Origin of the sequence: Teichococcus coralli, assembly GCF_009829925.1 — a bacterium.
GTDB classification, from domain to species: domain Bacteria; phylum Pseudomonadota; class Alphaproteobacteria; order Acetobacterales; family Acetobacteraceae; genus Pseudoroseomonas; species Pseudoroseomonas coralli.
In genome coordinates, this window is record NZ_SNVJ01000014.1 from 59459 (window position 1) to 81987 (window position 22529).

Sequence of the window (22529 nt, forward strand, 5' to 3'; positions counted from 1 at the left end):
GGATCGCCTTCGCCGTGGCGGCGGCTTGTGGCGCAGGAAGCCGCATGGTTGTCTTCCGCACATGAAACGGATCTCCTTCCGCGCGGTGGCTGCCGCCATCGCCGCGTTAGCTTCCGCCCTGGCGGGCCATGCGGCCGCCACTGCGCAGGAACTCCGGGTCGGCGTGCGCGCCGCGCTCGACACCGCCGACCCCGCCAGCTCCTACTCGCCCAACCGCAACATCACGCTGCAGATCTACGAGCCGCTGCTGCTGCAGGACGCCTCGCTGAAGCCGGTGGCCGGCCTCGCCGTCGCCTGGCGCATGCGCGACCCGACGACCTGGGAGTTCACCCTGCGCGAAGGCGTCAAGTTCCACGACGGCTCGCCGCTGACGCCGGAGGATGTCGCCGCCACCATCGCCCGCAACATGGCGACCGAGGTACCGCAGACCTACAAGTCCGATATCCGCGAGATCGTCTCGGTCGAGGCGGAGGGGCCGCGCACCGTGATCCTGCGCACGCGCGCCCCGTCACCGCAGCTGCCCTTCGGCATCGCCACCTTCGGCATCGTTTCCGCGCGCGCCACCAGGGATGCCACGCCGGAGGACTTCCGTGGCAAGGCGGCGATCGGCACCGGCCCTTACCGCTGGAGCGAATGGACGCCGGGCCAGGGCGTGACGCTGACGCGCAACCCGGACTACTGGGGCGCCAAGCCGCATTGGGACAAGGTGCAGTTCCGCTTCGTGCCGAACGACAGCGCGCGCGTCGCCTCGCTGCTGGCCGGCGACCTCGACGTGATCGACGCCGTGCCGCCGGGCCTGACGCAGCGCATCGAAGCGTCGAGCAACGCGCACCTCCTTTCCACCACCGCCATCATGATGCTGTACCTGCAGCTGGAGATGGGGCGCGCGCAGTCGCCCTACGTGACGGATGCCGATGGCAAGCCGCTGCCGAAGAACCCGTTTCAGGACATCCGGGTACGGCATGCGCTGAGCTACGCCATCAACCGGGCCGGCATCGCCGACCGTGCCATGGAGGGCGCTGCGGAGCCGGCCGGCCAGTTCATGGCGCCAGGCCTCGACAACCACGACCCCGCGCTGAAGCCGCTGCCCTACGACCCGGCTAAGGCGCGTGCGCTGCTGGCCGAGGCCGGCTATCCGAAGGGCTTCAACATCACGCTGGCCTGCTCAAACGACCGCTATCCCGGCGATGCGCGCGTCTGCCAGGCGCTGGGGCAGATGCTGGGCGCCGTGGGCATCAAGACGCAGGTGGAGACGGTGCCGATCTCCATCCTGTTCCGCCGCCGTTCGGCCGGACCCAACGGGTTGCCGGATGTGCCCGCCTTCATGCTCGGCTATGGTGCGCCGAACGGGCTGGCCACCTCGGCGCTCACCTCGCTGGTGCAGACGCAGGACCGCGACCGCGGGCGCGGCGGCAACAACTACACCGGCTATTCGAACCCGAAGCTCGACGCCATGATCGAGTCGGCGATGGTGGAGCCGGACGAGGCGAAGCGCGCCGCGCTGGTGCGCGAGGCGACGCATGTCGCCATCGGGGACACGCCGGTGGTGCCGGTCTATTTCACCAAGGCGATCTGGGGCCTGCGCCGCGACCTGACGCTGACGCCGCGTGCCGACTCCTTCACCTTCGTCGACACCATCAGGCCGGCGAAGTAGGTCCGGTTCCGGGAGGCGAGGCCTCCCGGGCTTCCGGCGTGCCGAGCCAGCCTCAGGTCGCGTAGCGGCTGGGCGGCACCGGGATGCCGAGGTGGTCCCGCAGCGTCGTGCCGGCGTAGTCGGTGCGGAACAGGCCGCGCCGCTGCAACTCCGGCACAATGTGTTCCACGATGTCCTCCAGCGGCTTCGGGTAGTAGGGAAAGAGCAGCATGAAGCCGTCGCAGGCGCCGGCGCGCAGCCATTCCTCCATGACGTCCGCCACCTTCGGCGGCGCGCCCACCAGCAGGTGGTGTCCGAGCGAGGCGCCAAGGTAGCGCGCCACCTGCCGGACAGTCAGGTTCTCGCGCCGGGCCTTGGCGACGAGGTGCTCCTGCCGCGCGCGCGCCGCGTTGCTCGGCGGCAGGTCGGGCAGCGGGCCGTCCAGCGGGAACTGCCGGATGTCGAGGTCGCCGCAGAGGCGGGAGAGCAGGTTCACCGCCGTCTCGTCGTCCACCAGCGCCTCCAGCGAGCGGTAATGCGCCTGCGCGGCCTCCTCGGTCGGGCCGGTGACGATCAGCAGGCCGGGCATGATCTTCACATGCGCGGGGTCGCGGCCATGGGCGGCGGCGCGCGCCTTCACGTCGCGGTAGAAGGCCTGCGCCTCGGCCAGGTCGCTCTGCGCGGTGAAGATCATGTCGGCGACGCGGGAGGCGAGCTGCCTGCCGGGGCCGGAGGAGCCGGCCTGGGCGATCACCGGGCGGCCCTGCGGGCAGCGGGGCAGGTTCAGCGGGCCGCGCACCCGGAAGTGCTTGCCGGCATGGTTCAGGATGTGCCCCCTGGCGGGGTCCAGGAACTGGCCGGTCTGCTTGTCGCGCGGGAAGGCGCCTTCGTCGAAGCTGTCCCATAGCCCCGTGGCAACGTCGAAGAACTCCTCGGCGCGCTCATAGCGTTCGGCGTGGTCGGGGTGGCGGTCGAAACCGAAATTGCCGGCCTCGTCCTCGATCTGCGAGGTGACGAGGTTCCAGCCGGCCCGCCCGCCGCTGAGATGGTCCACCGTGCCGAAGCGGCGCGCCAGGGTATAGGGGTCGCCATAGGTGGTGGTGGCGGTGGCCACCAGCCCGATACGGGAGGTCACTGGCGCCAGGGCTGCGATCAGCGTCGCCGGCTCGGGGAAGACCTGCCGCGCGGCGGTCGGGCGCCAGGGGCTGCCGCCATGCAGGGCGGCGCTGCCGTTCACCGCCGCCGTGTCCTGGAAGAAGATGCAATCGAGCTTGCCGCGCTCGGCGGCCTGCGCCATCGCGACGTAGTGCGCGAAGGACATGTCGGTTTCCGGCACGGCCTCGGGGTGGCGCCAGCCGGCCGAGTGGCTTCCGGGGGTGAAGAAGAAGGCCCCCAGATGCATGGCCGGCTCCATGGGCGGCGTCATCGGCCGGGCCAGGGCATCTCGCCCAGGTCCCAGAAGACCCCGGCGGCGATCTCCAGCCCCTCCCGCACCAGCGGGTAGAGGGCGTGCTCGTTCGGCGCGTGCTGCGAGCAGCCGCTGTAGGAATGCGGGATGTAGATGGTGGGCAGGCCGAGCGTCACCGCGAAGCTGTCGTTCGGCAGGGAGCCGCCGGCATTCGGCACGATCATCGGTGCCTTGCCCGTGGTGCGGCGGACGCTCTCCGCCACCAGGCGGGGCCAGGGGCCGTCCGGGTCCATGCGGGTCGCCTTCCACTCGGCGCCCGCCTTCACCGGCTGCACGGCGACGTCGGTGAAGCCCTGCGCGTCCAGGTGGCGGCGGATGGCGGGGAGGAAGGTCTCCACGTCGCGGTCCACGGTGTAGCGGATCTGGCAGCGCGCGAAGGCCTCCGGCGGCACGGCGTTGACCGGCGCGGAAGGGTTGCCGGTGGAATAGGCCAGCACCTCGAAGGTGTTCCAGCCAAAGACCTTCTCGGCGGCGGAAAGGCCGGGCTCGCCCCACCAGGCGTTGATCTCCGGCCCGTCGCTGCCGCCATCCACCCGGCAATCGGCCAGGGCGCGGCGAACGTTGTCGGGGATGCGCTCCGGCACCAGGTCGCGCAGCAGCACCTCGCCGGTCGGCCCGACGAGGCTGGCGATGGCATGGGCGAGGCGGATGCCCGGATTGGCCAGCAGCCCGCCCCAGTTGCCGGAATGGTGCCCGCCCTCGCGGTACTTCACGCGCAGGTCGAAGCCGAGGGCGCCGCGCGTGCCGAGGGTGAGGGTCGGCACGTCCGGCACCAGGCGGGGGCCGTCGGAGGCGATCAGCACGTCGGCCTTCAGCAGGTCGCGCTGCTGCTGGCAGATCTCCTCGATGCCGGGGGAGCCGACCTCCTCGCTCATCTCCAGCAGCAGGGTGACGTTGTAGCCGAGCCGGCCGCCGCGCTGCTGGCGCACCGCCTCCATGGCCATCAGGTTGCCGGTGTGCTGGCCCTTGTTGTCGACGATGCCGCGGCCGTAGATCCGCTCGCCGCGCCGGGTCAGCACCCAGGGGGCGAGGACCTCCTCCCAGCCGGCATCCAGGCCCAGCACGGTGTCGCCATGGCCGTAGGTCAGCAGCGTCGGGAGGGAAGGGTCCTCGATGCGGCGGGCGATCAGGAATGGGCCGCCCTTGCCGGTCGGGTTCTCGAAGATCCGGCCGGTGAAGCCCTGGCGCTCCAGGTCCGGCAGGATTTCCTCGGCCAGATAGGCGAGGAGGTGCGGCGCGCTCGCCGGGTCCTGGCTGGCGGTGGGGATGGCGACGCGGCGGGCCATCACCTCCAGGTAGGGGCCATCCTCCAGCAGGGCGCGGGCGGCGGCGACGGCGGCTTCACGGGTCATCGGGCGTTCTCCTGCCGGCGCAGCACCAGGGCACCGGAGGCGTCCATCCGTGCCTCCCAGCCGGGCGGCACCAGGGTCGTGGCGTCGAGTTGGGTGACGATGGCGGGGCCGGCGAAGCGGTCGCCGGCGCGGAGGGCGGCACGGTCGTAGAGCGCCGCCTCCTGCGTGCCGCCGGCGAAATGCACGGTATGGTGGCCGATGGGTTCGGCGCCGCGCCCGGGTGGAAGCGGGGCGGTGATGCTGCCGCTGAGCTGGCCCACCGCCTCCAGCCGCAGCGTGACCAGCTCCACCGTGCCCTCCGGCAGGTCGAAGCCGTAGAGCGCCTTGTGCCGCGCGGCGAAGGCGGTGGCGGCGGCGTCCATGTCGCCGGGCCAGGCCACGGCCAGTTCGCCGCCCTGGCCGGCATAGCGCATCAGCGCCACGCGGCGGGTTTCTCGGCGGGCGGGGGGCACCTGCTCCTCCGCGAACCAGGCGGCGGCTTCCTCTTCCAAGGCGGCATAGCCGGCCTCCACCGCCTCCGGCGTGGCGTCGGAAAGGCTGCGGCTGAACTCGGCCTTGAGGTCGGCGGCGAGCAGGCCCTGGGCGCAGAGCACGCCCGGGGAGGGCGGCACCAGAACGGTGCGGATGCCGAGCAGGTCGGCCAGGGCGCAGCCATGCAGCGGCCCGGCGCCGCCGAAGGGCACCAGGGCGAAGTCGCGGGGGTCGTGCCCGCGCTCCACCGAGACGACGCGCACCGCGCCGACCATGTTGGAATCCGCGATGGCCAGGATGCCGCGCGCGGCGGCGTGCAGGTCGAGGCCGAGCGGGGCGGCGACATTGTCCTGCACGGCCTGCCGCGCGGCGGCGACGTCCAGCGTCATGCGGCCGCCGAGCAGGCGGGGCGGCAGGTGGCCGAGCGCCACATGCGCGTCGGTGACGGTGGCGTGGGTGCCGCCGCGCCCGTAGCAGGCCGGGCCCGGCACGGCGCCGGCGCTTTCCGGGCCGACCGCCAGCGCGCCCGCTGGCGTGACGCGGGCCAGCGAGCCGCCGCCGGCGCCGATCGTGACCATGTCCACCATCGGCAGGGGCAGCGGCCAGTCGCCGATATGGCCGGTCTGGGTCAGGCGGATCTCGCCGCCCTTCATCAGGCAGATGTCGGCGCTGGTGCCGCCGATGTCGACGGTGATGATGTCGGGGAAGCCGGCGGCGGCGGCGATGGCGCGCGCGCCCACCACCCCGGCCGCCGGGCCGGAGAGCGCGGTGACGGCGGGGGCGCGGCGGATGGCGGTGGCGCCGGCGACGCCGCCGTTGCTCTTCATCAGCAGCAGCGGCGCCGCGACGCCCTCGCCCTGCAGCCGCCGTTCCAGCCGCTGGACGTAGGTGGAGACGGCCGGCATCACCTGCGCGTTCAGGATGGTGGCCAGCGAGCGCTCGTACTCCCGCACGACCGGCAGCACGTCGGAGGAGGCGGTGACGGCGATGCCGGGCAGCGCCGCCCGCAGCATCTCCGCGACGCGCCGCTCATGCTCCGGCGCGGTGAAGGCGTGCAGCAGGCAGACGGCGACGGCGGAGACCCCGGCGGCGCGGCAGGCCTCGGCGGCGGCGCGCACCGAGGCCTCGTCCAGCGGCACCAGCACCTCGCCCTGGGCGGAGACGCGCTCCGTCACCTCGAAGACGCGGGCGGGCGGCACCGGACGCTCGGGCTTCACCCAGGCGTGCAGGTTGACGCGGCGGGGGATGTCCTGCCGGCCGATGTCGAGCACGTGGCGGAAGCCGGCGGTGGTGACCAGCGCCGCCTTGGCGCCCTTGCCCTCCAGGATCATGTTGGTGGCGACAGTGGTGCCGTGCAGCACACGGCCGACCCCGGCGGCGGCGCCCTCGGCGGCCTCCAGCGCCAGACGCACGCCGGTCAGGAAGGCCTCCGAGGGGTCGTGCGGGGTGGAGGGGGTCTTGGCGGTCCAGGCGCGGCCGCTGGCGGCGTCCTGGATGGTGATGTCGGTGAAGGTGCCGCCGATATCCACCGCGATGGAGAGGGGCCGCGCCAGAGCGTCAGTCGAGGACATGCGCGTAGCTCCCGCGATGGAATTCCTTGGCCGCCGGACGGTCCGCCCGGAGGGCTTCGGTGGCGGTGGCGTCCACGGCGCCGTTCCGCACCGCGACGCCGTAGTCGCGTGCCGCTGCCTCGGCGCCGACGAAGCCGCCCAGCACGTCGGCCAGGACGCTCTCCGCCGGCCGGTCGTGGGGATTGCCGCGCCCGCCGCCGCCGCCGGTCTCGATGCGCAGCACGTCGCCGCGCACCAGCCGGTTGCCGTCCGAGAGCGGCCGCAGCACGCGCTCGCCCGGCGTGCCGGGATTGACGGTGACGCGGCCGGGCCGGCCGGACATGCCACCCCCCGCGCCCCAGGGCGGGTTCTCGACACCGTCGATGCGAATGGCCATGACGGCCTCCTCCGCCATCACCTCGTATTCGCGCACGATGCCGCAGCCGCCGCGCCAGCGCCCGGGGCCGCCGCTGTCGGGGTGGATGCCGTAGCGCGTCAGCCGCACCGGGTATTCCTGCTCCAGGAATTCGACGGGGTAGTTCTCCTGCGCGACGAAATAGACGGCGTCGATGCCGTCGGCGAAGGCGCGGGCGCCGTAGCCGACGCCGATGCCGTCGCTCATCAGGAAGGGCTTGCCGCCCGCCGTGCCGCGCAGCAGCATGATCACATAGGCCGCATGCGCCGCCGGGGCCTCGCCGCCGGCCACGGAAACCAGCCCGTTCAGCGCGGCCAGCACGCGCATCATGGTCAGGCCGCGCATGCCGAGTGCCGCGGGAAAGCGCGGCTGCACCAGCGAGCCCTCGCGCAGCCGCACCTCGTCGATGGCGCGCGGGCCGCCGGCATTGACCACTTGCGTCGCCTCGCCCCCGAGGAAGTAGAGCCCGAGCGCCATGCCCGGCACGTCCGGGTTCATCAGGAAGTTCACCGGGCCGACCGACTGGTCGTCCGTCTCCGTCGCATCGAGGATGAAGCGGTCGTCCGGCGTCCGGGTCAGGGCGAAGCGGATGCGGAGCGGGCCGGAGCCATGGCCGTCGCCGTCGATCCGGTCGGTGAAGCGCCAGGTGCCGACGGGGAAGGTCTGCTTCAGCCGCGCGCGCACCGTCTCCCGCGTGCGCTCGAAGAGCTGGCGCAGCGCATCCGCCAGGACATCGGCGCCGAAGCGGCCGGCGATCTCGGCCATGCGGGCGACGCCAAGCTCGACGCTCGCCATCAGTGCCCGCGTGTCGCCCTGCGCGGCGCGCGGGAAGCGGGAGTTGCGGTAGAAGATGTCGAGGGCCGCCTCGTTGATCGTGCCGGCCGCGATCAGCTTCGTCGGCGGCACGATGATGCCTTCCTGGAAGATGTCGGTGGCGTCCGGCGAGATGGAGCCGGGACGCAGCCCGCCGATATCGGCGAAATGCGCCCAGCCCATGACAAAGGCGACGCGCCGGCCCGCGTGGAAGACCGGCGCCAGGAAGACCTGGTCGTTGGAGTGGCTGACCGCGCCGCGCGAGCCGTAGCAGTCGTTGTACCAGTAGAGGTCGCCGGGCTGCATGGTGTCCGGCGCGAACTTGCGGAAGACGGGGCCGCAGATGTCGCCGAAGACCGGCACGTTAGAACCCACCGCCATGACGCCCTCCGCGTCGAACAGGGCGGTGTAGAAGTCCTTCTTCTCGCGGATGAAGGCGGACATCGCGGTGCGCTCGATCAGCGCCTCCATCTCCGCCTGGGCGGCGCGGATGGCGCCGCGCACGATCTCCAGCGTGACCGGGTCGCAGAGCCGCACCGGCGGGGCGGAATCGGTCACGCCAGGGTCTCCATCAGCCGCAGCAGCAGCCGCGCGCGCGGCACCAGGGAGGAGACGTAGATCTGCTCGTAATGCGTGTGGCCGCCCTTGCCGTCCACGCCGAGACCGTCCAGCGTCGGCACGCCGAGCGCGGCGGTGAAGTTGCCGTCCGAGCCGCCGCCGGTCTTCAGGTCTTGGAGGTCGAAGCCGATCTCGGCGGCGAGGCCGCGCGCGTGCTCGAAGAGCCGGGCAATGGCGTCGCCCTTCTCATAGCCCGGGCGGTTGAGGCCGCCGGTCATCTCCAGCGTCACGTCCGGGTCATAGGGCTTGACGGCCAGCACGCGCTCGATGGCGGGGTTGCCGATCTCCTGGTTGGGCACGCGCATGTCGATCTCGGCCCAGGCGTAATCGGCCACGACGTTGGCGCGCGTGCCGCCGCCAATATGGCCGACATTGACCGTCACGCCGGTTGCGTAGTCCGTCATCGCCTCCAGGTCGAGGATCTGCCGCGCCAGCTCCTTCACCGCGCTGCGCCCGTCCTCGTGGCGGGCGCCGGAATGCGCGGCCTGGCCGCGGATCTTCAGGTCGAAGCGCGCGGTGCCCTTGCGCGCGGTGACGATGCGGCCGCCCTCGCGCGCCGGCTCGGTCACCAGCACGTAGCGTGCCCGCCGCGCCTCCCGCTCGATGTATTCGCGCGAGGTGTGGCTGCCGACCTCCTCGTCGGAGACGAAGAGGTGGCGCACCGGCAGTGGCGTGCGCTGCCCGCTGCGGATCAGGTGCCGCAGCGCCGCCAGCGCGATCAGCGCGCCGCCCTTCATGTCGCAGATGCCGGGGCCGAAGGCGCTGTCGCCCTCCACCCTGAAGGGCAGGGGGCCGCCCAGCGTGCCGACGGCATGCACCGTGTCCAGATGGCTGAGCACCAGGATGCCGGGCTCGTCCTCCTCGCCCCAGGGGGAGGTGACCAGCAGATGGCCGCCATAGCCGTCACGTCCGGGGATGCGGGTGATGCGGCCACCGGCCGCCTCAGCGTGGGCCGCGGCCTTGTCCATCATGCGGTCCACGGCGGCGGCGTCGGTCGTCGGGCTTTCAACCTCGACCCAGGCGCGGATCTCCTCCAGCAGCGCCTCGGCCACGAAGGGCGGGGTATTGGCGTGGCTCATCGGTGCGTGCTCCGGTCGGGAAAGGAAATCATGCGGCGGCCTCCCGCCAGCCCAGGCGGGCGGAAATTTCGCCGGCGGCGTTCAGCAGCATGCGGACGTAAAGGCGCTCCAGGTCGTCGGTCAGGCGTGATTGCGGCCCGGCGACGGAGAGCGAGGCCACCACACGGCCGAGATGGTCGCGTACCGGTGCCGCGATGGAGAAGGCGCCGGCATCCTGGTCGCCATGGCTGACATTGTAACCCTGGGCACGGATGCGTTCCAGCACTGCGCGCAGGCGCTCGCCGTCGGTGATGGTCTCGGGCGTGAAGCGCTCCAGCGGGGCTGCGGCGACAGTGGCCTGCACCTCCTCCGGCGCGAAGGCCAGCAGCAGCTTCGGTCCGCCGCCGACATGCAGCGGCCCCTGCCGCCCCAGCTCGGCATAGAGTCGGATCGGCTGCGGCGACTGCCGGATGCCGATGCAGACGGATTGCAGCCTGTCCCGCACCAGCAGCGAGACATTCTCGCGCGTGCGCGCCACCAGCTCGTCCAGCACAGGGTTGGCGACGCGCAGCAGCGGCATCTGGTGCTGCATCTTCTCGGCCAGCAGCAGGGGCTTGTGGCCAAGCGTGTAGCCGCGCGTCTCGTCGTCCTTCAGCAGATAGCCACGCGACTCGAGCGTGGAGGCCATGCGAAAGGCCAGCGTCTTGGTGCTGCCGGTGAGCCGCGCCAGCTCGCTCAGCCCGGCGCCGGGATTGGCGGCCACCGCCTCCAGCAAAGCGAGGGCGCGGTCCACCGCCGCGATCGTGTAGTCCATGGCGTCATCCTCGGCTCGTTCTTTCTTCTGGTTCTGCATCAGGCCGTGTGCAGGTGGCAGGCCGCCCGGTGGCTGGGGGCGATCTCAATGAGGGCCGGGGTTTCGGCGGCGCAGCGGTCGAAGGCATGGGGGCAGCGGTTGCGCAGACGGCAGCCGCTGGCGAGGTTGGCGGCGTCGCCAAGCGCGCCGTGCAGTGGCAGCGCGTCGCGCGGCTGGTCCACATGCGGGCGCGGCACGGCGCGGATCAGCGCGCGCGTATAGGGATGCGCCGGCCTGGCGATCACCTGCGCGGTCGGCCCATCCTCCACCACCTTGCCCAGGTACATCACCAGCGTCCGCTCGCAGACGTAACGCACCAGGGTGAGGTCGTGGGAGATGGCCAGCGTCGTCAGGCCAAGCGTATCGCGCAGCTCCCGCAGCAGGTTCAGAATGCCGGCGCGCACGGAAACGTCGAGCATGGAGACCGGTTCGTCCGCCACCAGAAAGCGCGGGCGCAGCACCAGGGCACGCGCCAGCACCACGCGCTGCAACTGGCCGCCGGAAAGCTGGTGCGGCATCCTCTCCAGCACTTGGGCGGGGTCGCCAAGGTGCACGCGGCGCAGGCTCTCCGCCATGCGCGCCTCATGCTCGGCCCTGGGCACACCGGTGTTGGAAAGCGGCTCGGCCAGCGCGCGGCCGATGCTGAAGCGCGGGTTCAGCGCGTCGAACGGGTTCTGGAACACAAGCTGCGCGCGCTGGCGGAAGCGCAGCGTCGCGCGGCGGTCCAGGCGGCCGAGATCCTCGCCCGCGAAGGCGATCTGGCCAGCGCTGGGCTCCGTCAGCTTCAGCAGCAGCCGGCCGATGGTGGTCTTTCCGCTGCCGGACTCGCCGACCAGCCCGACGCTCTCGCCGGGGCGCAGGGCGAGATCCACGCCATCCACCGCGCGCAGGATCGGGCGCTCGCCGCGCAACACCTGCCGCAGGCTGCGGCCGACCGGGTAGTGCTTGGCCAGCCCGTAGGCGGCGACCAGCGGCTGTTCCGGCGCCGCGCTCATGCCGTGGCCTCCGCGACACCGCGCCAGGTGAGCGGATCGCGCGCCCGCGGCCGCAGCGCGGCGGCTTCCGGCGTGCGGTGGCAGGCGGCCCAGTGGTCGGGCGTCACCGCGACCGCCGGGGGAACCTCGCGCGTGCAGACCGCCTCCGCGAAGGGGCAGCGGGGAGCGAAGCGGCAGCCGGGCGGCGGATCGGAGAGCGGCGGCGGCGAACCTTCGATGGGTGCAAGCACCGCCTCGTCGCTTTCCAGGTCGGGGAAGGCGTTCATCAGGCCCATGGTGTAGGGGTGGGATGGCTGCTCCAGCACGGCGTTGGCGGGGCCGTGCTCGACCACCCGCCCGGCATACATCACCGCCACCTGGTCACAGAGATAGGCGACGACGCTGATGTCATGCGTGACGATGATGGCTGACAGGCCGAGGTCGGTGCTCAGGCTGCGGAAGGTGTCCAGCACCTGGCGCTGCACGATGACGTCGAGCGCCGTCACCGGCTCGTCGGCGATCACGAGCTTGGGCTTCAGCGCCAGCGCGAGGGCGATGGCGGCGCGCTGGCGCATTCCGCCGCTGAACTGGTGCGGATAATCCGCGAGCCGGCTCGGGTGCAGGCCGACCGCTTCGAACAGCTCGACGGCGCGCGCATCGGCCGCGGTGCGGGAGAGGCCGCCGCGATCGCACAGCACTTCGCGCATCTGGTCGCGCAGGCGATAGACGGGGTCGAGCGCGCTCATCGCCGTCTGCGGCACGAAGGCGAGGTCCCGCCACAGGCGCGCACGGCGCGCGGCGGGGGAAAGCGCAACGAGGTCGGTGCCGTCCAGCCGCGCCTCGCCGCGGGTGATGCGGGCGCCGCCAGGCAGCACGCCCATCAGCGCGCGCGCCAGCGTGGTCTTGCCGCAGCCGGATTCGCCGACGAGGCCAAGCATGCCGCCGCGCCGGACGCTAAGGTTGGCGCCATCCACCGCATGGACCGCGCCGTTGGCATAAGCGACGGCGAGGTCGCGCACCGCGAGCAGTTCCGTCACGTGTCGTCCCTCAGCTTGGGGAAGAGCAGGTCCTCGTAGCCACGGCTGACCAGGAAGCCCGCCAGCACCACCAGCACGATGCAGAACCCGGCCGGCAGGAACCAGAAGTACTGGCCGCGGTCCAGGGCCTGGGAGGCATAGGCATCCTGCAGCATGGTGCCCCACGAAATCGCGGAGCTGTCGCCGAAGCCGAGAAAGGCGATGCTGGCCTGGGTCAGGATCGCCCAGCCCACGGCGAAGGCGCCGTAGAGCGCGGAGAAGGGCAGCACGCTCGGCGCCACATGCACGAAGAGGATGCGCCACTCGCCGGCGCCGGTGACGCGCGCCGCCTCGACGAACTGCCGCTGCGAAAGTGTGAGCACCTGGCTGCGGATGACGCGCGCCGCGTTGGGCCAGAGCAGAACCGCGACGGCGAAAACGATGTTCTGCAGCTCCGGCCCCAGCAGCGCGGTGACGACGATGACGAAGGGCAGGAAGGGCAGGCCGAGCACGATATCCGTCACGCGCATCAACACCTGATCCACGGCGCCGCCGAAATATCCGGCGAGCAGGCCCACGACGGTGCCGATGCTGGCCACGGCAACCGCCGCCGAGAGGCCCACGATCAGCGAGGGCTGCGTCCCCATCACGAGCTGCGAGACGATGTCGCGCCCGAGATTGGTGGTGCCGAGCCAATGATCCGCGCTCGGCGGGAGAGAGGCGGCGAGGCCACCATCCGCGGTGAACAGGATCTCCATGGGGTCATAGGGCGCCAACCAGGGAGCGGTGAGGCCGACGACCACGAAAATGGCGTAGATGGAGATGCCGATGAGCGCATAGGGATCGCGCAGCAGGTGCCGCGCGAAGGCAGCCCAGGCGCCGCGGCGGCGACGGATGGGGAGGGCGGCGACGGCTGGCGCCGCGCGGGCTTCAGCCACGTCCATGGGCCACCCGCGGGTCCAGCAGGCCGTAGAGCAGGTCGGCCAGGAAGTTCATCAGCACCAGAACAAGGGCGATCAGCAGGAAGGCGCATTGCGCCAGGGGATAATCGCTGTTGGCGATAGCCTCGGCCAGCAGCCGGCCGAGACCGGGCCAGCTGAACACGTTCTCCACCACCACGTTGCCGCCGACCGACTGGCCGAAGCCGAGCGCGAAGGCGGTGACCAGCGGCAGCAAGGCGTTGCGCGCGGCATGCCGCAGCATGATGGTGCGCTCGGGAAGCCCCTTCATCCGGGCCATGGTGACGAACTCCTCCCGCATCACCTCCAACATGGAGGAGCGCATCAGCAGCGCCGGCAGCCCCTGGAGATAGATGGCCAAGGTCAGCGCCGGCAGCGCCAGGTGGCGGAGATAGTCGAGGGAGAGGATGCGGTCCCATTCGGAGGCGTATTGCGCCCCCGCCACGTTGGCGCCGCCGGAGGGCAGCCAGCCCAGGCCGAAGGCGAAGATGGCCAGCATCACCATGCCCACCCAGAATTCCGGCGCCGCTCGCGTGGTCAGCACCAGCGGCACGCTGATCGCCTCGAACCGGCCGCCGCGCTTCCAGGCCATCAGCGCACCGAGCAGCGTGCCGAAGGCATAGGCGATCAGCAGCGCCGTCAGCGTCAGCAGCAGCGTGTTCGGCAGCACCTCCAGCACCATGCCGAGCACCGGCTGGCGCTGGCGGAAGGAGAGGCCGAACTCGCCGTGCAGCAGGTTGCCGAGATAGATCAGGTACTGCTGCGGCAGCGGCCGGTCGAGCCCGAACTGCGCGCGGACCGCCTGCTGCTGCTCCACCGTGAAGGTCGGGTCGATGAAGGCGGCGCTGGGGTCGCCCGGCATCAGCCGGAACATCAGGAAGACGATGGTGGCGACGGCCCAGAGCACGAAGGCCATCTGCAACAGCCGGCGGATCAGGTAGGGCATGGCGCGGGCCTCAGGAGGCGTCCAGGGTTTCCTTCACCCCCTCGGGGTAGTGCAGCTTGCCGCGCACCACGACATAGCCGGCCTCCTCCAGAAGCTTCTTGGCCTCGCTCATGTCCGCCTTCAGGTCGTTGATGCCGGGCTTGCTCCAGTAGGGCAGGGCGGGCGAGACGAAGGAGTTGGCGGGCGTGGCGAAGCCGTTCCAGGCGGCGGCGGCCATAAGCTGGCGGTTGATGGCCAGCGAGAGCGCACGGCGGAAGCGGGCGTCGTCGAAGGGTTGGCGCCGCTCGTTGGGCGCGACAAAGCGGAAGCCCATGTCGGTAGTCGCCACCACGGAGATGTTGGGGTTCTGCTTCGCCATGTCGGTCAGCAGCTTCGGGTCGCCGCGGTAGTCGGTGAGGAAGTTGAGCTCGCCGCGCGGCAGCATGCCGAGCGCCGCGCCGGTGTTGGTGATGATCCGCAGGATCCAGCGGTCCATCTTCGGCTTCTCCCAGTAGTCGGGATTGGCCTCCAGCACGATCTCCTCGTTCAGCTTGAAGCGCGCCACCTTGAAGGGGCCGGAACCGACTGGCTGCTCCTCCTGCACCGTTTCCGCGTTTTCCGGCTTGCCCTCGAGGCCCTTCAGGATCGGCGCCCAGACATGCTTCGGCACCAGGTTGATCTTGGCCAGGGTGGAGGTGGTGAAGGCGGCGCTCGGCGTCTTCAGCACGAAGCGGACGGTGCGGTCGTCGGTCGCCTTGACGGAAGCGATGTTGCCGACGAAGGGCTTGTACATCGGCGACTTGTCGCTGGTGGCCGGCGCCTCGAAGGAGAACACCACGTCCTCCACCGTCACCGGCTTGCCGTCATGCCACTTCTGCCCGGCACGCAGCACCACGTCGATGGTGGTGGGGTCCACCTGCGTGACCTTCTCCGCCGCCCAGGGCTGCGGCAGCCCATCGGGGCCGACGCGCATCAGCCGGTCCCAGACCAGCTCCGTCACCCAGCTGTCGATGGCGCCGCTGATGTAGAGCGGGTTGATGGCGATCATCGATTCGGCGGCGTTGCAGATCATGTCGCGCTTGGCGCCCGCCGGCTCGGCGCGCAGAAAGGTCCAGAAGCAGCGGATGCCGATGCCGCTCTGCTCCACCACGCTCTCCGGCTTCCAGACGCTCTGGTCATAGGCCAGAACGTTCTTCGGATAGACCAGGAAGAGGTAGGGCTGGTCGCGGTTGATGACGTCCTGCGCCTCGTAGAGCAGCTTGCGCCGGGCCTCGCGGTCGGTCTCGGCGCGCTGCGCCTGGGCGATCTTCTGGAAGTCCGGGTTGTTGTAGGCGATGAAGTTGTAGCCGGTCTCGATGGTGGCCGGGTTGTAGAGGTTGAAGGTGAACTCGTCCGGGTCGCTGCGCTCGGGGCGGCCGACCATGCGCCACATGGTCATGTCCCACTTCGTGCGGTTGTTCCAGACGACGTCCGAAAGCTGGGGCCGCGGCAGGCCTCGCACGTCCACATCGAGGCCAAGCTGGCGCCAGGACTGGGCGATCAGCTGCGCCGCCTGGAACTCCTGCGGATCGCTCGCCTGCGCGGCCGAGAGCAGCGTGAGCTTGCGGATCTTGTCGCCCGGCGTGGCGGCCATGGCGAGGCGGGGGGTGAGCGCGGGCAGCAGCGAAAGGGCGGAGCTGGCGAGCAAGGCGCGGCGCGAGAGCGTGGTAGCGGTCACGGCGGCATTCTCCAGGATGAGGGGCGCGCTGCCGCGCCCGGGATCGACGAAGCCTAAACCGGTGTTTCGGTCACGCTCAACTCCCTGTTTGGGTTTTCTGCCCGATTTTCCGGCATCCCGTCGCCGCCATGCGCGAAACCACCCTGGAGGTACAGGAGTGCAGCTCAGAAAGACCAAGAAAGCAGCAGATCGGAACGTTTTCATTCCGCAAGAGGTTGACGCTCCTCCCGATCGGGAGAAACATCGGTTCAGCTGTCGTAACGGGGCAAGGGAGTGCCAAGGGTGCCCATCACCGATCTCGAACGCCGGTTCCTGGAGGCTGTCAGCCTCGATCACCCCTGGGATCTGGTGGAGACCTTTTCCACCATGCCGCGCTGGCGGCCCGAGGATGTCAATGCCGCTGCCGACGTGATCGCCGGTCGGCTGGCGGCGCTCGGAATACCGGTGGACGTGCACCAGCCGGAGATCTGCCTCTCGGTTCCACTGTCCGCCTCGGTGCGGGCGGGCGGCAAGAGCTATCGCGCCAAGCCGCCCTCCTCCTCGCTGCCAGTGCCGCAGGGGCGCAGCGCGAAACTGGTCAAGCTGCAGGCGAATCCGAAGGCGCTGCGCAGCTACAACCGCGACATCGCCACCCTGTTCGGCGGCAGCATCCGCTCCCTTGAGGAAGTGCGCGCGCTGGTGGCGGGCAACATCGTCGTCATGTCCGGTTTCGGCAACCCGGCCTTGACCTCGCTGATCGAGGAGTGGGGCGGTGTCGGCCTCATTGCGGTCAATCCCGGCGTGGACATCCACTGGGGCACCTGCACCACCATCTGGGGCAGCCCGGACCTCGCCGACCTGCCGCGCAAGCCGAAGATTCCGGTCGTCGCCGTCAACAATCCGGATGGGCAGGAGCTGATGGCCCTGGCCGAGCAGGGCGGCGAGGCCACGATCTTCACCGAGATGCTGGAGGGCTGGTTCCCGCAGAAGATCCCGGTGGTGACCATCCCCGGCAGCGTCGAGCCGGAAAAGTTCGCGCTCGTGCACGGCCACTATGACAGCTGGGACGTGGGCGTCGGCGACAACGCCACCGGCGACGCCACGCTGCTGGAACTGGCGCGCGTGCTGTGGAACGGCCGCGCCGACCTGCGCCGCTCGGTGAAGATCGCCTGGTGGCCCGGACACTCCACAGGCCGCTATGCCGGCTCCACCTGGTTCACCGACCGCTTCGCCCTGGACCTCGACGAGAACTGCGTGGTGCAGATCAACTGCGACAGCCCGGGCTGCCGCTGGGCGACCAGCTACCACGACACGCGCGCCTTCACCGAAAGCGCGAAGATCGCCACCCAGGCCATCCTGGACGTCGTGCCGGATGCCGAGGTGAAGACGTTGCGGCCGCCCCAGGCCGGCGACTACTCCTTCAACAACATCGGCCTGCCCAGCTTCTTCATGCTCTCCTCCACCATGCCGGAGCATCTGCGGAAGGAGAAGGGCTACTATGACGTCTCCGGCTGCGGCGCCAACATCGCCTGGCACACCGAGAACGACACCATCGAGATCGCCGACCGTGACATCCTGCTGACCGACATCCGCATCTACCTGCTCTCGGTGCTGCGCGTGGCCAATGCGGAGGTCTTGCCCTTCGACTGGCTTGCCACCTGCGACGAGTTCCTGGCCACCATCGCGCAGTATGCGGACGCTTCGAAAGGGATGGCCGACCTTTCGGCCGCGCGCGCCGAGACCGAGGCGCTGCGGGCGGCGGTGGAGAAGCTGGCGCAGGCCGCGCCTGCCGCGCGCAACGCGGCCATCCTCCGCCTCGCGCGCATCCTCGTGCCGGTCAACGCGACGCGGGAGGCGCGCTTCCGCCACGACCCCGCCTACACCGTGCCGCCGCTGCCGACGCTTGCCATCGCCGCCGAGCTGCCGCAGCTTCCGGAGGCGCTGCGCCGCAGTGGCGGCGTGGAGCTGATGCGCGGCCAGAACCGCTATGTCGCGGCGGTGCGTGCGGCAAGGCAGCTGGTCGAGGAGGCCGTGGCATGAGCGAGAGCGTCACCGCCCTGAAGGAGGCCGTGACGGGCCCGGCGCTGATGCGCCACGTGCAGGAATTCGCCCGGCGTGTGAAGCTCTCCGGCACCCCCGAAGAGCTGGAGAGCTTCCATTATCTGAAGGCGCAGCTCGACGGCTTCGGCTATCGCACGCGCCTGCTGATGCACGACGCCTATATCAGCCTGCCCGGCCCGGCGCGGGTGGAGGCGGGCGGCAAGGCGCTGAAGGCCATCACGCAGTCCTTCTCGCGCCCCTCGCCGGCGGGCGGGCTGCGGGGGCCGCTGGTGGACCTCGGCCGCGGCACCGCGGCGGAGTTCGAGGGGCGTGACGTGCAGGGCCGCGTCGTGCTGGTGGAGGGCATCGCCAGCCCGGCCGTCGCGGCCCTGGCCTCGGCCGCCGGCGCCGCCGGGCAGTTGCACATCAGCCCGCAGCAGCACCTGCACGAGATGTGCATCTCGCCGGTGTGGGGCAGCCCCTCCGATGCCACCCTGCCGGACCTGCCCAGGACGGTGGTCTGCACCATCTCGCAGGAGGATGGGCAGGCGCTGCGCGCGCGGCTCGCCGCCGGCGAGGCGCTGGAGGCGGTGCTGCATTCCGAGGTGGATACCGGCTGGCGGCAGACGCCGCTGCTGGAGGCGGAACTGGACGGGCAGGGCGGGGCCGAGGCGCCCTTCATCCTGTTCTCCGGCCATCACGACACCTGGTACGAGGGCGTGATGGACAACGGCTCGGCCAACGCGACGATGCTGGAAGCGGCGCGCGTGCTCGCCGGCCGGCAGGGCGCGTGGCGGCGTGGGCTGCGGCTGTGCTTCTGGTCCGGTCACTCGCATGGACGCTATTCCGGCTCCGCCTGGTATGCCGACACGCGCTGGGAAGAACTGGACCGCCGCTGCGCCGCGCATGTGAACGTGGATTCCACCGGCGGAATCGGCGCCACCGTGCTGACCGAAACCGGCGTGACGCCGGAACTCGTCGCGCTGGCGGCCGACACCATCGCCGCCGAAACCGGGCAGCACTACAAGGGCAAAAGGCCCTCGCGCAGCAGCGATCAGTCCTTCTGGGGCATCGGCATTCCCTCCATGTTCGGCGGCCTCAGCACGCAGGTGCCGGGCACGCCGACCTTCGGGCCGCCCACCATGCGCAATGCGCTGGGCTGGTGGTGGCACACGCCGCACGACCTGATCGACAAGATCGATGAAGGCTTCCTGGTGCGCGACACCCGCGTCTTCGTGCACGCCTTGTGGCGCCTGCTGACCGAACCGGTGCTGCCGCTGGACCCCTCGGCCACCGCGGCGGCCCTGCTGCAGGAGTTGCAAGGGCTGCCGCAAGAGGGGCCCGCTGCGCCCTGTCTGGCGCGGGCCGTCGCGGCAGCGGAAGCCCTGGCGGCAGCCTCCACTCCCTCCTCCGACCATGCGGTGATGCAGGCCTGCCGTGCCCTGGTTCCCCTGCACATGGCGGAGCACGACCGCTTTGCCCATGATCCGGCGCTCCCCTTGCCGGCTTGGCCGCTGCTGCGCCCGTTGAAGGCCTGGGCGCAGGCGCCTGCGGGGTCGGACGAAGCCCGCTTCCTGGGCGTGGCGGCGGTGCGCGCCTGCAACCGGCTGCTCCATGGGCTGCAACGGGCCCGCGCGGCACTGGATGGCTGAACCCGAACGGGGGCGCCGCATCCGCGGCATCCTTTCGGTTCAGCGGTGGCCGCTGGATCCACAGGGCCTCGCGGCCGCCGGCGAGGGCGCGGCGCGACGGCGGGCCTGCTGATGCGGCCACCGCGCGCCTGCTGCGGCAGGCATGCTCCACACCTCGGCGCCGGCCATCTCCTTGGTCCCCGCATTGCGCCCATTGCCGATTGTGTTTCTACTGGCCCACCGCTGCGCCATAGGCCCGGCGCGGCACCGGTTTCTGCAGGTGGAGTGGCGATATGGGTGCCCTGGTGATCAGCAACGGCCGCGTTGTGGATCCGGCGAGCGGAATGGACGCCGTCGCGGACGTCGTGGTCCAGGATGGCAGGATCGCCGCCATCGGCACCCACCTGGGCGAGGCGGAGCAAGTGATCGATGCCGCCGGCCTGGTGGTCGCCCCGGGCTTCATCGACCTGCACGCGCATGGCCAGTCCGTCCCCGCCGACCGCATGCAGGCCTTCGACGGCGTGACCACGACGCTTGACCTGGAAGCCGGCGTGATGCCGGTCGCCTCCTGGTACCGGCGGCAGGCGGAGCAGGGCCGCGTGCTGAACTACGGCGCCGCCACCAACTGGGCCTTCGCACGCATCGGCGCCATGGTCGGAACCAACGAGGAATCTTCGCTGGAAGCCTTCGGCCGCGCCATGCGGGACCGGCGCTGGATGGACAACGTCGCCACCGAGGCCGAACTGTCCGGCATCCTGGACCGCATCGCGCAGGGGCTGGACGAGGGCGGCATCGGCATCGGCATCCTGAACGCCTATGCCCCCGGCGCCGGGGTGCAGGAGCTGACGGCGGTCTGCCAGCTTGCCGCGGCGAAGAACGTGCCGACCTTCACGCATGTCGCCTACATGGCGAGGATCGACCCGAAAAGCGCCGCCGAGGCCTATATCCGCCTGATCGGCTATGCCGGCGCCACCGGCGCGCACATGCACATCTGCCACTTCAACAGTTCCAGCAAAACCGACATCGCCCGCTGCTACGCGCTGGTGCGCAAGGCGCAGGAGCAGGGCCTGCCCATCACGGTGGAGGCCTATCCCTACGGCACCGGCTCCACCGTGCTGGCGGCGGCCTTCTTCAGCGATCCGGAGTTCGAGGCGCGCAACGGGCTTGGCTACGATTCGGTGCAGCGGGTGACGGACGGGCACCGCTTCCGCGACCGGAGCGAGCTGCTGGCGGCGCAGGCCGAGGACCCTTCGCAGCTGGTGCTGTGGCACGTGCTGGACACCGAGCACAACGCGCGCCACCGCGAGCTGCTCGACATGGCCGTGCTCTACCCGGACGGCGCCATCGCCTCGGACGCGATGCCCTGGAGCATGCCGGACGGCAGCACCTACACGGGCGAGGCCTGGCCACTGCCGGAGGAGGCGACCTCGCATCCGCGCTCGGCCGGCTGCTTCACCCGCTTCATCCGCCACTGGGTGCGCGAGCGCCAGGCGATCCCGCTGCTGGAGGGTATCCGCAAGTGCTCCCTGATTCCGGCTCAGATCCTGGAGGCCAGCACCCCCGCCATGCTGGGCAAGGGGCGGCTTTCGGTGGGCGCCGATGCCGACCTGGTGGTCTTCGACTATGAGACGCTCAGCGACAAGGCCGAGTTCACCGCGATGAACCGCCCGGCCGAAGGCGTGCGGCACCTGATCGTCAGCGGCGGCCCGGTGATCGCGGACGGCGTGCTGGACGCGGCGGCGCGGCCCGGCAAGCCGGTGCGCCGGCCCAGTGCCCTCCGCTGATGGCGGAGAGCCCCGTTCCCGTCCTGCTCGTCACCGGCTTTCTGGGGGCGGGCAAGACCACGGTGGTGAACCATATCCTTGCCCATGCCGAGGGGCGGCGGATCGCCGCCGTGGTCAACGACTTCGGCGCCATCAACATCGACGCCGAGCTGATCTCCGGAGCGACGGACGGGGTGGTCAGCCTGGCCAATGGCTGCATCTGCTGCACGCTGGAAGGCGACCTGCTGCGCACCCTGGCCAGCCTGCTGCGCCGGAAGCCGCGGCCCGAGGCCATCCTCATCGAGACCAGCGGCGTGGCCGACCCCGCCGACATCGTGCGCAACCTGATGGACCCGGTCATCCTGCGCGAGGCGCCACTGGAGACGGTGCTCTGCGTGGTGGACGCCGCCGCCCCGCCCAGGGCGATGGAGGACCCGCTGCTGCGCGCCCAGCTCCGCATGGCCGATGTGGTGGCGCTGAGCAAGACCGACCTGACCGACGCGGCCGGGCGGGCGCGCGTCCATGCGGCGGTGGCGGCCCTCCGCCCGGCCGCGACCGTGGTGGAGGCGCCGCAGGGCCAGGTTCCGCTGGCGCTTGTGCTTCCGGAGGACCCCAGCCGCCCGCCAACACCGCGCGACCCGGGCCGCCGCCGTCCGCATGCCGATCGGTTCGAGACGCTGAGCTGGACGGCGGAGGCGCCGCTCTCCCTGCCGCGGCTGCAGGCGGCGATCGGCCGTCTGGCGCCCCGCCTGGCGCGTGCCAAGGGCGTGTTCGAGGCGGTGGAGCAGCCCGGCCATCCCTTTCTTTTCCAGCTGACCGGCGGCCGGGCCACCCTGGTGCCCATGCGGCAGGGCGGCGGGCCGCCCGCCACGGGGCTGCCGCGCGCCCGAATCGTGTTCATCGCGGAGATCGGGCGGCTTTCCTCCGCGGAGATCGGCGCGGCATTGGACGGATGCGTCGCTGCGCCCTGAATCTATGGTCTGAGAAACTAGGGTCTGAGAATCTAGGGTCTGACGGGGCGCCACGGCGCCGGGCACGGTCTGCCGCCCCTGGCCGGCGTCATGCCTGTGGGCGCCCTCACCGGCCGGGAGAATGGGCCGGTTCCACCCGGTCATGGCGACCCGGTGCCGCCGCCGTTTTCCGACGGAGCCGGCGATCCGCGTCGCCTGCTTCATGATTGCTTCATGCTGCCCTGCCACCTTCCGCCTGCGGAAGATGGAACAAGGCTGAGGGACCCAATTCGCCTGCGCCGGCAAGAACCTGTTCGGCGGTGGGCCGGCGGTGGCCTCTTTTC

The 22529-nt window shown here is 71.0% G+C and carries 16 protein-coding genes; 5 read left to right on the forward strand and 11 right to left on the reverse strand.

The features are described from left to right. Positions 1 to 61: 61 nt before the first annotated feature. A complete protein-coding gene (locus E0493_RS15615; protein ID WP_160938168.1) occupies positions 62 to 1654 on the forward strand; it encodes an ABC transporter substrate-binding protein in 1593 nt (530 codons plus the stop codon). A 52-nt stretch (positions 1655 to 1706) separates the two neighbouring features. Here the strand turns inward: E0493_RS15615 and E0493_RS15620 are convergent, their stop codons facing one another. Genes E0493_RS15620 through E0493_RS23925 form a run of 11 tightly spaced genes read right to left on the reverse strand, consistent with a single transcriptional unit; the run spans position 1707 to position 15822 of the window. Further along, positions 1707 to 3035, reverse strand: a complete 1329-nt coding sequence (locus tag E0493_RS15620) for an LLM class flavin-dependent oxidoreductase (RefSeq protein ID WP_235913810.1) — start codon at positions 3033 to 3035, stop codon at positions 1707 to 1709. Between the two features lie 20 nt (positions 3036 to 3055). After that, entirely contained in the window at positions 3056 to 4453 is a 1398-nt protein-coding gene (locus E0493_RS15625) for a M20 family metallopeptidase (RefSeq protein ID WP_160938170.1), read from the reverse strand. Beyond that, complete coding sequence (locus tag E0493_RS15630; protein WP_160938171.1) at positions 4450 to 6495, reverse strand: hydantoinase/oxoprolinase family protein; 2046 nt, start codon at positions 6493 to 6495, stop codon at positions 4450 to 4452. Before E0493_RS15630 ends, E0493_RS15625 begins: the two co-directional genes overlap by 4 nt. Continuing rightward, positions 6482 to 8260 carry a hydantoinase B/oxoprolinase family protein gene (locus E0493_RS15635; protein WP_160938172.1) on the reverse strand — a complete coding sequence of 593 codons (1779 nt, stop codon included), beginning with the start codon at positions 8258 to 8260 and terminating at the stop codon, positions 6482 to 6484. The genes E0493_RS15630 and E0493_RS15635 overlap by 14 nt, the downstream gene beginning before the upstream one ends. Further along, complete coding sequence (locus tag E0493_RS15640; protein ID WP_160938173.1) at positions 8257 to 9399, reverse strand: M20/M25/M40 family metallo-hydrolase; 1143 nt, start codon at positions 9397 to 9399, stop codon at positions 8257 to 8259. Before E0493_RS15640 ends, E0493_RS15635 begins: the two co-directional genes overlap by 4 nt. 28 nt (positions 9400 to 9427) lie before the next feature. Further along, the gene (locus tag E0493_RS15645; protein ID WP_160938174.1) at positions 9428 to 10192 is read right to left on the reverse strand and encodes an IclR family transcriptional regulator; all 765 of its coding nucleotides are present in this window, start codon (positions 10190 to 10192) and stop codon (positions 9428 to 9430) included. A gap of 38 nt (positions 10193 to 10230) precedes the next feature. After that, positions 10231 to 11226, reverse strand: coding sequence for an ABC transporter ATP-binding protein (locus E0493_RS15650; RefSeq protein WP_160938175.1), 996 nt, complete (start codon positions 11224 to 11226; stop codon positions 10231 to 10233). Further along, entirely contained in the window at positions 11223 to 12242 is a 1020-nt protein-coding gene (locus tag E0493_RS15655; protein WP_202397153.1) for an ABC transporter ATP-binding protein, read from the reverse strand. Before E0493_RS15655 ends, E0493_RS15650 begins: the two co-directional genes overlap by 4 nt. Further along, on the reverse strand, positions 12239 to 13159 hold the full coding sequence (locus E0493_RS15660; protein WP_202397154.1) for an ABC transporter permease: 921 nt from the start codon (positions 13157 to 13159) through the stop codon (positions 12239 to 12241). The genes E0493_RS15655 and E0493_RS15660 overlap by 4 nt, the downstream gene beginning before the upstream one ends. Then, positions 13152 to 14126 (reverse strand): ABC transporter permease, encoded by a 975-nt coding sequence (locus tag E0493_RS15665; protein WP_160938177.1) that lies wholly within the window; start codon positions 14124 to 14126, stop codon positions 13152 to 13154. Before E0493_RS15665 ends, E0493_RS15660 begins: the two co-directional genes overlap by 8 nt. Positions 14127 to 14136: 10 nt before the next feature. Continuing rightward, positions 14137 to 15822 carry an ABC transporter substrate-binding protein gene (locus tag E0493_RS23925; protein ID WP_202397155.1) on the reverse strand — a complete coding sequence of 562 codons (1686 nt, stop codon included), beginning with the start codon at positions 15820 to 15822 and terminating at the stop codon, positions 14137 to 14139. A 282-nt stretch (positions 15823 to 16104) separates the two neighbouring features. On the opposite strand from E0493_RS23925, the gene E0493_RS23930 reads away from it, so the two are divergent. From E0493_RS23930 to E0493_RS23765, 4 genes are all read left to right on the forward strand, one after another. Next, entirely contained in the window at positions 16105 to 17841 is a 1737-nt protein-coding gene (locus tag E0493_RS23930; RefSeq protein WP_202397156.1) for a M28 family metallopeptidase, read from the forward strand. Continuing rightward, positions 17838 to 19493, forward strand: coding sequence for a M28 family peptidase (locus E0493_RS15680; protein WP_160938178.1), 1656 nt, complete (start codon positions 17838 to 17840; stop codon positions 19491 to 19493). The genes E0493_RS23930 and E0493_RS15680 overlap by 4 nt, the downstream gene beginning before the upstream one ends. 272 nt (positions 19494 to 19765) lie before the next feature. After that, positions 19766 to 21256 carry an amidohydrolase family protein gene (locus E0493_RS15685; RefSeq protein WP_160938179.1) on the forward strand — a complete coding sequence of 497 codons (1491 nt, stop codon included), beginning with the start codon at positions 19766 to 19768 and terminating at the stop codon, positions 21254 to 21256. Beyond that, positions 21256 to 22206 (forward strand): CobW family GTP-binding protein, encoded by a 951-nt coding sequence (locus tag E0493_RS23765; RefSeq protein WP_160938180.1) that lies wholly within the window; start codon positions 21256 to 21258, stop codon positions 22204 to 22206. The genes E0493_RS15685 and E0493_RS23765 overlap by 1 nt, the downstream gene beginning before the upstream one ends. Positions 22207 to 22529: the final 323 nt, after the last annotated feature.

Excerpts from the sequence above, each read along its gene's own strand:
- E0493_RS15630 (WP_160938171.1), bottom strand. The coding sequence starts at position 6,495 with ATGTCCTCGACTGACGCTCTGGCGCGGCCCCTCTCCATCGCGGTGGAT.
- E0493_RS23765 (WP_160938180.1), top strand. The coding sequence starts at position 21,256 with ATGGCGGAGAGCCCCGTTCCCGTCCTGCTCGTCACCGGCTTTCTGGGG.
- E0493_RS15680 (WP_160938178.1), top strand. The coding sequence starts at position 17,838 with ATGAGCGAGAGCGTCACCGCCCTGAAGGAGGCCGTGACGGGCCCGGCG.
- E0493_RS15665 (WP_160938177.1), bottom strand. The coding sequence starts at position 14,126 with ATGCCCTACCTGATCCGCCGGCTGTTGCAGATGGCCTTCGTGCTCTGG.
- E0493_RS15625 (WP_160938170.1), bottom strand. The coding sequence starts at position 4,453 with ATGACCCGTGAAGCCGCCGTCGCCGCCGCCCGCGCCCTGCTGGAGGAT.
- E0493_RS15685 (WP_160938179.1), top strand. The coding sequence starts at position 19,766 with ATGGGTGCCCTGGTGATCAGCAACGGCCGCGTTGTGGATCCGGCGAGC.
- E0493_RS15620 (WP_235913810.1), bottom strand. The coding sequence starts at position 3,035 with ATGCATCTGGGGGCCTTCTTCTTCACCCCCGGAAGCCACTCGGCCGGC.
- E0493_RS15650 (WP_160938175.1), bottom strand. The coding sequence starts at position 11,226 with ATGAGCGCGGCGCCGGAACAGCCGCTGGTCGCCGCCTACGGGCTGGCC.
- E0493_RS15645 (WP_160938174.1), bottom strand. The coding sequence starts at position 10,192 with ATGGACTACACGATCGCGGCGGTGGACCGCGCCCTCGCTTTGCTGGAG.
- E0493_RS15615 (WP_160938168.1), top strand. The coding sequence starts at position 62 with ATGAAACGGATCTCCTTCCGCGCGGTGGCTGCCGCCATCGCCGCGTTA.
- E0493_RS15640 (WP_160938173.1), bottom strand. The coding sequence starts at position 9,399 with ATGAGCCACGCCAATACCCCGCCCTTCGTGGCCGAGGCGCTGCTGGAG.